Origin of the sequence: Occallatibacter sp., assembly GCF_049582745.1 — a bacterium.
Taxonomy (GTDB): Bacteria; Acidobacteriota; Terriglobia; order Terriglobales; family Acidobacteriaceae; genus Telmatobacter.
In genome coordinates this window covers 71530-80129 of record NZ_JBAUUO010000012.1, presented here as the reverse complement: position 1 = coordinate 80129, position 8600 = coordinate 71530, and the positions used below count along the sequence as shown (strand labels likewise).

Genomic DNA, 8600 nt, shown 5'->3' with positions numbered 1-8600 from the left:
TGGCGGGTGGGCGACTGGGTAGAATGATGTCTTGACATTGTCATGACAATTGGTTATATTGGGTATGGAAGGATAGCCGAGATGCCGACTCAAGCCATGTCTACGGAACGACGCACGGAGAAGTTGGATGTGCGCGTTTCGCGCACTGCCAAGGCCAAACTCCAAGCAGCTGCGTCCGCTTCGCATCGATCAATGAGCGATTTTGTGATGGAAAGCGCTCTTTCACGAGCGGAAGAGACGCTTGCGGAACGGCGTGTCTTCGCTCTCGATGCGGAGAGATGGGCTGCGTTTCAGGCTGCGCTCGATGCTCCCACGCGATCCTTGCCTCGACTGAAAGCTCTTCTCGAAAAGCCGGGATTCTTCGCCTCCGGTTCTGATCGGTGAGTGAAACGCGCAGCATTGAGAAGCTCCGGCGTGAGCACGCTCTGGATGCATTCGATTGCGGCCAGCTGGACCTCAATAACTGGCTCGTCAAACACGCTCTCCAAAATCAGAGCGCAAGTGCCGCGCAAACCTATGTCGGCCTGGTCAACGATGTCGTGGTGGGTTATTACAGCCTGACTGCGGGCCAGGTGGAATTCGGCGACGCTCCGGAACGGCTGCGCAAAGGACTGGCGAGGCATCCTGTTCCGATTATGCTGCTAGCCCGACTTGCTGTGCACAAAGACTGGCAAGGGAAGGGCATCGGTCGCGGCCTTCTTCGCGATGCGGTACTACGCACCGTGCAGGCGGCGGATATCGCCGGGATTCGCGCTTTGGCGGTCCATGCCAAGGACGATAAGGCGAGCGAGTATTACAGACAATTCGATTTCATGGCTTCGCCCACTGATCCTCTGCACCTGTTCGTTCTGCTCAAAGATTTGAGAAAGATGGTCGGCGCGTAGCGGAATCGTCCTGGGTGGCGGCGGGGCCGAGATGGAAGCTGATGGTGGGCGCTGCAGGATTCGAACCTGCGACTTCCACCGTGTGAAGGTGGCACTCTACCGCTGAGTTAAGCGCCCGGGCTTTGGGGGGTGCGCGGGGTGGCGCGAGGCGCGCCATAGGGGGTCCCTGTAAGGTAGAGTATCACCAGCGACACTCCACGGCCAACCTGGGCGCAGTACCGGCCGGGAGCCGTGTGAATTCGCTCCAAGTTACTGAATGCGCTGGCGCGTACGCTCAATCCGAGAGGTCCGCAAGTCCGCTCCCGGGGACGAGCAGTCGGTTTCCCTGTTGCGCTCGATCGGGGCCCTGTTTGTGCCCGGTTTTGAGCTCGCCGCAGCTGATGGGCCGCCCGTGGGGGCTTTTTCAATGGCAGCCATGTCGCGCTATTCCGACGAGGAAGACGAGTCTGGAGCGCCTGAGGCCGGTTCAGTGCAGCGGGGGCAGCATGCCAGGGAGCCTTTCAGGGGCCGAAAACCGTTAAACAATGCAAAATCAGGGCCGGAAAGTGACGAATTTGCGCAACCTTCCGATGCAGACGGGGTTCCTGAAGATATGGCAACCCTGGTACTGGACAATCCGGCACTGGGACGGGGTACGGCGCTGAATCCGCCCGAACCGCAACGGCCTGTGAATTATGCGCAGGACGAGACCAGCGATGCGGCAGTAATGCTGCGGGTGGCGGCGGGCGATGAGGCGGGTTTCAATTTCCTGGTGGGCAAGTACCACCGGGCGATGATCAATTTTCTCTTTCGCATGGTGCACAACCAGGCGGTTGCCGAGGAGTTAGCGCAGGAAGTGTTTCTGCGGGTGTATCGATCGCGGGAAAGCTACAGGGCGGAAGCGAAGTTCACGACGTGGCTGTATCGGATTGCGACGAATCTTGCGGTAAACCACGCACGCGACACCAAGCATGAACGCGCGGCGTCGACGATTTATCTGGATGCGCCGGATGAAGAGTCGGGAACGACGCCGGATGTGGCGGATGACGCTCCTTCAGTGGAGCAGAGGATTGTGCGCGATGAGCGCATGGCGGCGATCCGGGCGCACGTGATGGCGCTGCCGGAACGCCAGCGGATGGCAGTGTTGATGCACAAGTACCAGGGAATGGATTATCGGCAGATCGGCGATGTATTGAAACTGAGCGAGTCGGCGACCAAGTCGCTGCTGTTCAGGGCGTACCAGACGCTGCGGGACAAGCTCAAAGATTTCGTATGAGGATTGAAAGCCGGACGACACCGGCGGGGAGTGGGGTGGTAACGATGGAAACCATGAACAAATGCACCGCGATGGAGACGAAGCTGGCAGACATGCTGCTCGATCCGGAAGCGGCGCCTGCCAAGGTGAAGACTCATGTTGGGGAGTGTGAGAGTTGCCGCCGGGAGCTGGAGAATCTGCGCGCGACCATGTCGGCGATGGATGCGTGGACAGCGCCTGAGCCCAGTCCCTACTTCATGACACGTCTGGGAGCGCGGATGCGCGAGGAACGCGAGGCTCCGCAGCAGTCATGGTTCCAGCGCCTCCGCGCCCGCTACGCTTACGGTCCTCCGATGCATGCTCGCCCGCTGGCGGCGATGGCGCTGACGGTGATGCTGCTTGTGGGCGGCGGCGCGTACCTGGGTGTGACCAACATTGAGCAGCCACTGCCCAAGCCGGACGCAAACGCAGCCGTGGTGCACGATCTGCAGACGCTCGACAGCAATGCGCAGGTGCTGGATCAACTGGAGGCGATCTCAGACAACCCAAACGACGCGATTTCGGACGATCCGAACTCGGATGATCCGCAAACGCAATAGTTGAAGACAATGCACGAGAGTTTTTGAACGGCGGGGACCAAGAAAATGAATGGGGCAGGAAGCAAAAGCGTTGCAAGGCCGGCGCACCGGGCGATTGTGACCGGCGCGGCGTTGGCTGCGATGTGCCTGCTTCCTGCCGGTTTATTTGGCCAGCACCGCGAGGCGGAGCGTCCAGCGGTTCGCTCGGCGCCGCGGCAGCAGAGTCGGCCAGGGTACACGCATCCCCAGTCGCCGCGCCAGCAGAACCGCCAGCAGGACCAACAGCAGTACCGGAGCCGTCCCACGCAACCGTATCCGAATCGGACCCCGCAGAATCGGGCACCGCAACCGTATCAGCCCTATCGCGCACCGGGCGGAACCCGGCCGCAGCGTCCGGTGCAGAACCCGTATGCTCCGCAGGCGGGTGTTCGCGGTGTTTATCCGAATTCGAATTACAACGCGCCGGGAAATGGACGGCCGCCGTACCCCGGTACAGCCCAGCAGCTTTATGCGCCGCCGGGGCATCTTGGCGCGTGGTTGAATACGCATCGCAATGTGCCGGTGCCGCAACAGCAGCAGATGCTCCGGAACGACCCGAGTTTTCGCCAGCTTCCGGAGGGCGAACAGCAGCGGGTGATGAACCAGTTGAACCGGGTGAACCAGATGCCCGATGCCGAGCGCGAGCGGCGCTTGGCGCGTGCTGAAAATCTGGAACGGCTCTCGCCGGAAGAACGCGCACGGGTGGCGCAGTCGGCGCGCCAGTGGACGGGCCTGCCCCCGGACCGCCAGACGATGATGCGGAATGCGTTTCGGGACCTGAGGGAGGTTCCTCCGGATCAGCGATCGATCGTGCTGAACTCCAGCCGGTATCAGAACCAGTTCAATCCGCAGGAGCGGGGCATTCTGTCGAACATGTTGCGGGTTGAGCCGTATGCGCCACCGCGATGAGACAGCATTCGAATCACAATATTCCCGCCGAGAGATCATTTCGGCGGGATTTTTTGGGGGGAGTAGTTCGTGTAGTGAGACTGATTCCTTAGCAGAGATCAGGGAAGTCAGTCCTAGGGAGAAGAGACAAAAGCAGGTTCTTCACTCACCACCCCCAAACTGAACTACGTTTGGGGCCCCGTTCGTTCAGAATGACAGCATCAATTATTGGAAGAATTACGCTGTTTTACTTTTACGGCGGGTGAGCCGGCATAAACGCCCCACGGTTCGAGGTCGCGTGTTGCCACTGATGCAAGGCCTAGGACTGCGCCTTCGCCAACTTTGACACCGGGAGCAACGCAGGCGCGCGCACATACCCATGCGTAGGGGCCGATCTCCATGGTGTAGGCGAGCAGAGGAAAGGCGGGATCGTCGAAGTCGTGGGTTGCGCCGCAGAGGTAGGAGTTCTGCGAGAGGATTGCGTGCGAGCCGAGGCGGATGGGAGCGGGGTTGTAGATTTCAGCACCATCGCCGGCGGTGACCTGATCGGCGCAGATAAGATTCCAGGGCGCCCACACACGCGAGCTTGGGTAGAAGTGGCAATGCGGGCCCATCTTTGCTCCGAAGAGGCGTAACAGCATCGACCGCCATGCGTGAAATGGGCGAGGCGAGAGGCGATAGAAGATGGCCCAGCAGATGTTCCACGTGAAACGCGCGATGCGGTTGCTCGCAGAGAACGCGGGTCTCAGAAACGGATCCTTTGCCGTTTCGGACGCGATATGTTCTGCCGCGTTGTAGTGGACCTGGCGGGGCATCTGCTCCGAGTTTATCAGTGAGTGATTTCGACAGGCGCCTTGAGGCGGATATCGCGTGATGATGCGCCGACTTGGACTTCAAAGGTGCCGGGATCGAGGGTCCACTGTTTTGTCTGAGGGCTCCAGTACTCGAATGCGGAGCGATCGAGGCTGAACTCGACGGTCTTCGTCTCGCCCGGTTTCAAGTCAACTCGGCTGAAAGCCTTGAGTTCATGTGTAGGCCTGTCGATTTTCGCATGGCCATCGTGGACGTAGAGTTGTACCACTTCTGCCCCGGCACGTTTGCCGGTGTTGCGCACCTTAACGCTAAATTCCCACCGCCCATTCTTCCCGGCAAATTCCAGCCTGTTCAATTTGAGATCGCTGTATTCGAAGGTGGTGTAGCTGAGGCCGAAGCCGAAGGGGAATTGCGGCGCTACGTTTTTGGTGTCGTAGTAGCGGTAGCCGACGTAGATGCCTTCGGCGTATTCCGTGTGCAGGTTCTGGCCGGGGTGGTTTTTTGCTGCCGGAGAGTCTTCGAATTTCTTTGGGAGCGAGACGGGGAGCTTTCCGGAAGGGTTGGCGTCGCCGAAGAGGATCGATGCGAGGGCGCTGCCGCCTTCCTGACCGCCGTACCACATGTCGAGCAGCGCGGGCGTGGTGTCGAGCCATTTCGTCATGGTCACCGGATCGCCGGTGTTGAGGACGACGATGGTGTGGGGGTTGGCTTTCTCGACAGCGGCGATCAAATCGTCCTGGCCTGCGGGGAGGTCCATCGTCTTTACGTCGAAGCCTTCGGACTCGTTTTTGTTGTAGCGGCCAACGACGACGATGGCAACGTCGGCTTTTGCGGCTGCTTCGGTCGCGGCTTTGAGGTCGGTGGTGCGTGCTTCGGGAGTGTCGTGGGCTGGGTCTTCGCCCTCCATGCCGACGCCGAGAGCGGAGGCGATCTCGATTCCAGTGCCAGCGCGTTTCTGAATACCCTGAAGCGGCGAGATGGCGTACTTGGGGCGCACGAGCGAACTGCCTCCGCCGCCGGTGCGTGCGACTAATGCGTTGGGGCCGATGACGGCGATGGAATGGATTTTTGAGGAGTCGAGCGGGAGCAGGTTGTTTTGATTTTTCAGAAGGACGATGCCTTCGGTTTCGCCTTCGCGGGCGACTTGCTGTTGTGCGGAGGTGTCGACTTCGCCGGTTGCGGTGTGCGGATGATCCATGAGGCCGCTCACGAGGATTACGCGGAGGATGCGGCCGACGTTGTCGTCGATGGTGGCCTCGGTGATTTTGCGGGCCTTCACATCGGCCAGCACTTTGTCTGCCTCGAGCCAAAGCCCGCTGTTGCCGCTCATGATGGTGCGCGGACTCTTCAACATGGCTTTGGCGGGCGGCCCACCGGGCATTTCGAGATCCATGCCCGCATTCACAGTTGGCGCGGTTGAATAGGTGCTGCCCCAGTCGGAGATGACAAAGCCCTTGAAGCCGAATTCCTTCTTGAGGACGTCGGTGAGGAGGTAGGGATTCTCGGCACAGTATTCGCCGTTGACCTTTTCGTAGGCCGACATGACGGTCCATACGCCGGCTTGCTGCACGGCGGCTTTAAAGGCGGGCAGATAGATCTCGTGGAGCGTGCGTTCGTCGATTTTCTCATCGAGGCGATGGCGCTCGAACTCCTCGTTGTTGGCGTCGAAGTGCTTGACGGAGGGGATCACGCCCTCACCCTGAACTCCGCGGATGTACGCGACTCCAAGCTGACCAGACAGGTAGGGGTCTTCGCCGTAGCCTTCAAAGTTGCGACCCCAGAGGGGAACGCGATTGATGTTGACGGTGGGCCCGAGGATCATGTCGCGGCCGAGCGCTTTGACTTCCTGTGCGATGGCCTGGCCTTCGCGCTGGACAAGGGCGGTATCCCACGTGGAGGCCATGGCGACGCCGGAGGGGAACGAGGTTGTCTCGACCCTCACGGGATTCGTTGAAGAATTGGTGATCGCCGAACTGCCTGCCCAGGAGCGGACGCCCATGGGGCCGTCTGCCATTTTGATGGAGGGAATGCCGAGGCGTGGGATTGGCGCCGACTCCATCCAGCCGGAGCCGGAGAGCATGGTCGCCTTCTCTTCGAGGGTCATGCGCTTGAGCAGATCCTGGACGCGCTTCTCTACCGGCAACGCGGTGTCCTTATATGGTGCGTTTGCCGGTACCGCGGCAGGCTCCGGGGTTTGCGCGCTGAGAAATGTGGGTTGGATAGCGGCAAATGAAAGAAGCAGCACGAAAAGAGAACGGAAGGCGCGGAGCATGGGTTGGTACTCCTGTGGCGGTTTGAAGCTCGGCAGAAAGTTGCGGCAATGGTAGCGGATGGCGGTCCAAGGGAACAAATACTGTTGCTGGGCGAATGAATTTGGTGAGAGTCTGCTCGCTCAAATTGTCCGTCGCGGTCCTGGGAAAGTTTGGTGGTCTGAGTGTTCGCGTTGGGGTACTCTACTTTCGCCGAAATCATGCGGGGATTTATTTCAGAGTGAATTGTCGCAATCGAAGAAAGGATAGGAGAACCGATGGATGATACTCGGAAGCCACGACAAATCGGCAGAAGTGTTTTAGCAGTGCTGATGGGAATTGTTGCGGGCGTTGCCGTGATGTTGGCTACAGATTTTCTACTGCATGCAATTCACGTTTTCCCGGCCTGGGATCAGCGCGTGCCCGACGGCTTGCTGGCACTGGCTACCGCATATCGAACGGTCTACAGCGTCGGAGCCAGTTATCTGACGGCGCGTCTTGCACCGTATAGTCCCATGAAGCATGCGCTTGTTGGGGGCTTGATTGGCTTCATCGTGAGCCTGGCAGGGGCCATTGCGACCTGGAACGGCGGACCTCAATTCCAGACACACTGGTATCCGGTGGCGCTGATATTGTTGGCGCTTCCCTGCGCATGGGCTGGAGGCGCGCTTCGGCTGAAGCAGATGCAGAAAGACAGATCGTGAGGTGTTGAGAGGAGGATATTGGCTGGGGAATTCTGATGTCCTTCTTCGATCGAAAACCATTTGACACCGATTTTTCGCTCCGTGTAGGATGAATCCCTTTCAGGGCCCCCACAGCAAGCATTGGAGGTCAAAATGGAAACCACAACCGCATCCCCTGCTTTTGAACAATCGAAATTCGAGGCCTTCATGGGGAAGGCTGTCATGGATATGGGCGCCGCGATGCATGCGGCGTTAGTGGTCATCGGCGACAAGCTGGGACTATATAAGGCGATGGCTGGCGCGGGGCCTCTTACTCCAGCGGAACTAGCCGCGAAAACAAAAACAACTGAGCGCTACGTGCGCGAATGGCTCAACGCGAACGCGGCAAGCGGGTACGTCACTTACCATGCGGCATCGAAGAAATTCGAACTCCCGCCGGAGCAGGCTTTGGCTCTGACCACGGTCGACCTGCCGGGGGCGTTCCACATCATTTCGTCGTGCTTCAAGGATGAGCCGAAGATTACGCAGGCCTTCCGCACGGGGGATGGCGTGGGCTGGCACGAACACGATGCCAACCTGTTCTTCGGCACGGAGCGATTTTTCCGTCCCAACTATGAACAGAATCTATTGAGCGCGTGGATTCCGGCTCTTGAAGGAATGGGGGACAAGCTAGCCAAGGGAGCCGCAGTTGCGGACGTTGGCTGCGGGCACGGCGCCTCGACGATGCTGATGGCGAAGGCGTTTCCGAAGTCGCGCTTTAGTGGATTCGATTATCACAGCGGGTCCATTGAATACGCGCGGCACGTGGCCGGGCGCGACGGTCTTCTCGACCAGATCAACTTTGAAGTTGCGAGTTCCAAGAGCTATCCGGTGAATGGCGGCTACGATCTCGTTACGTTTTTTGACTGCCTGCACGATATGGGCGATCCGACGGGGGCGGCGCAGCACGTTCTTTCGACGTTGAAGCCCGACGGAACCTGGATGATCGTGGAGCCGTTCGCGAACGACAACCCGGAGCAGAATCACAACCCGGTGGGCCGCATCTTTTATTCCGCCTCCACGATGATCTGCACGCCTGCTTCGCTGGCGCAGGAGGTTGGCGCGGCGCTCGGAGCGCAGGCCGGGGAGGAGCGCATTCGCGACGTGGTCAAAGCGGCTGGATTCACTCGGTTCAGGAGAGCGGCGCAGACGCCATTCAACCTGGTGTTTGAAGCGCGGGCTTGAGGTCTCGG

At 59.7% G+C, this 8600-nt stretch carries 9 protein-coding genes and 1 tRNA gene; 7 read left to right on the top strand and 3 right to left on the bottom strand.

Going from position 1 to position 8600, the window contains the following annotated elements; all coding sequences use genetic code 11:
* The first annotated feature begins 96 nt into the window (after positions 1 to 96).
* Together WCA10_RS01730 and WCA10_RS01725 are read left to right on the top strand one after the other, a co-directional pair.
* Positions 97 to 384 carry a type II toxin-antitoxin system TacA family antitoxin gene (locus WCA10_RS01730; protein WP_472820751.1) on the top strand — a complete coding sequence of 96 codons (288 nt, stop codon included), beginning with the start codon at positions 97 to 99 and terminating at the stop codon, positions 382 to 384.
* Positions 381 to 884 (top strand): GNAT family N-acetyltransferase, encoded by a 504-nt coding sequence (locus tag WCA10_RS01725; RefSeq protein ID WP_472820750.1) that lies wholly within the window; start codon positions 381 to 383, stop codon positions 882 to 884. The genes WCA10_RS01730 and WCA10_RS01725 overlap by 4 nt, the downstream gene beginning before the upstream one ends.
* A gap of 42 nt (positions 885 to 926) precedes the next feature.
* On the opposite strand, the gene WCA10_RS01720 is transcribed toward WCA10_RS01725, so the two are convergent.
* Positions 927 to 1001, bottom strand: a tRNA-Val gene (locus tag WCA10_RS01720).
* 475 nt (positions 1002 to 1476) lie between these two features.
* Here WCA10_RS01720 and WCA10_RS01715 point away from each other — a divergent pair.
* From WCA10_RS01715 to WCA10_RS01705, 3 genes are read left to right on the top strand one after another with little or no spacing between them, the layout of a single operon-like run.
* On the top strand, positions 1477 to 2139 hold the full coding sequence (locus tag WCA10_RS01715; protein WP_472820749.1) for an RNA polymerase sigma factor: 663 nt from the start codon (positions 1477 to 1479) through the stop codon (positions 2137 to 2139).
* 53 nt (positions 2140 to 2192) lie between these two features.
* Complete coding sequence (locus WCA10_RS01710) at positions 2193 to 2717, top strand: anti-sigma factor (RefSeq protein ID WP_472820748.1); 525 nt, start codon at positions 2193 to 2195, stop codon at positions 2715 to 2717.
* A 45-nt stretch (positions 2718 to 2762) separates the two neighbouring features.
* On the top strand, positions 2763 to 3644 hold the full coding sequence (locus WCA10_RS01705) for a DUF3106 domain-containing protein (protein ID WP_472820747.1): 882 nt from the start codon (positions 2763 to 2765) through the stop codon (positions 3642 to 3644).
* A gap of 200 nt (positions 3645 to 3844) precedes the next feature.
* On the opposite strand, the gene WCA10_RS01700 is transcribed toward WCA10_RS01705, so the two are convergent.
* Positions 3845 to 4438, bottom strand: a complete 594-nt coding sequence (locus WCA10_RS01700) for an LbetaH domain-containing protein (protein ID WP_472820746.1) — start codon at positions 4436 to 4438, stop codon at positions 3845 to 3847.
* Between the two features lie 14 nt (positions 4439 to 4452).
* Positions 4453 to 6708 carry a glycoside hydrolase family 3 C-terminal domain-containing protein gene (locus tag WCA10_RS01695; protein ID WP_472820745.1) on the bottom strand — a complete coding sequence of 752 codons (2256 nt, stop codon included), beginning with the start codon at positions 6706 to 6708 and terminating at the stop codon, positions 4453 to 4455.
* 255 nt (positions 6709 to 6963) lie between these two features.
* On the opposite strand from WCA10_RS01695, the gene WCA10_RS01690 reads away from it, so the two are divergent.
* The gene (locus WCA10_RS01690) at positions 6964 to 7389 is read left to right on the top strand and encodes a hypothetical protein (RefSeq protein ID WP_472820744.1); all 426 of its coding nucleotides are present in this window, start codon (positions 6964 to 6966) and stop codon (positions 7387 to 7389) included.
* Positions 7390 to 7521: 132 nt separating this feature from the next.
* Positions 7522 to 8592: a class I SAM-dependent methyltransferase gene (locus WCA10_RS01685; RefSeq protein WP_472820743.1), complete on the top strand. Its 1071-nt coding sequence runs from the start codon at positions 7522 to 7524 to the stop codon at positions 8590 to 8592.
* Positions 8593 to 8600: the final 8 nt, after the last annotated feature.

Bases quoted from the DNA above. Each gene is read 5' to 3' on its own strand.
- WCA10_RS01690 (WP_472820744.1), top strand. From the start codon at position 6,964: ATGGATGATACTCGGAAGCCACGACAAATCGGCAGAAGTGTTTTAGCA.
- WCA10_RS01685 (WP_472820743.1), top strand. From the start codon at position 7,522: ATGGAAACCACAACCGCATCCCCTGCTTTTGAACAATCGAAATTCGAG.
- WCA10_RS01700 (WP_472820746.1), bottom strand. From the start codon at position 4,438: ATGCCCCGCCAGGTCCACTACAACGCGGCAGAACATATCGCGTCCGAA.
- WCA10_RS01695 (WP_472820745.1), bottom strand. From the start codon at position 6,708: ATGCTCCGCGCCTTCCGTTCTCTTTTCGTGCTGCTTCTTTCATTTGCC.
- WCA10_RS01705 (WP_472820747.1), top strand. From the start codon at position 2,763: ATGAATGGGGCAGGAAGCAAAAGCGTTGCAAGGCCGGCGCACCGGGCG.
- WCA10_RS01730 (WP_472820751.1), top strand. From the start codon at position 97: ATGTCTACGGAACGACGCACGGAGAAGTTGGATGTGCGCGTTTCGCGC.
- WCA10_RS01715 (WP_472820749.1), top strand. From the start codon at position 1,477: ATGGCAACCCTGGTACTGGACAATCCGGCACTGGGACGGGGTACGGCG.
- WCA10_RS01710 (WP_472820748.1), top strand. From the start codon at position 2,193: ATGAACAAATGCACCGCGATGGAGACGAAGCTGGCAGACATGCTGCTC.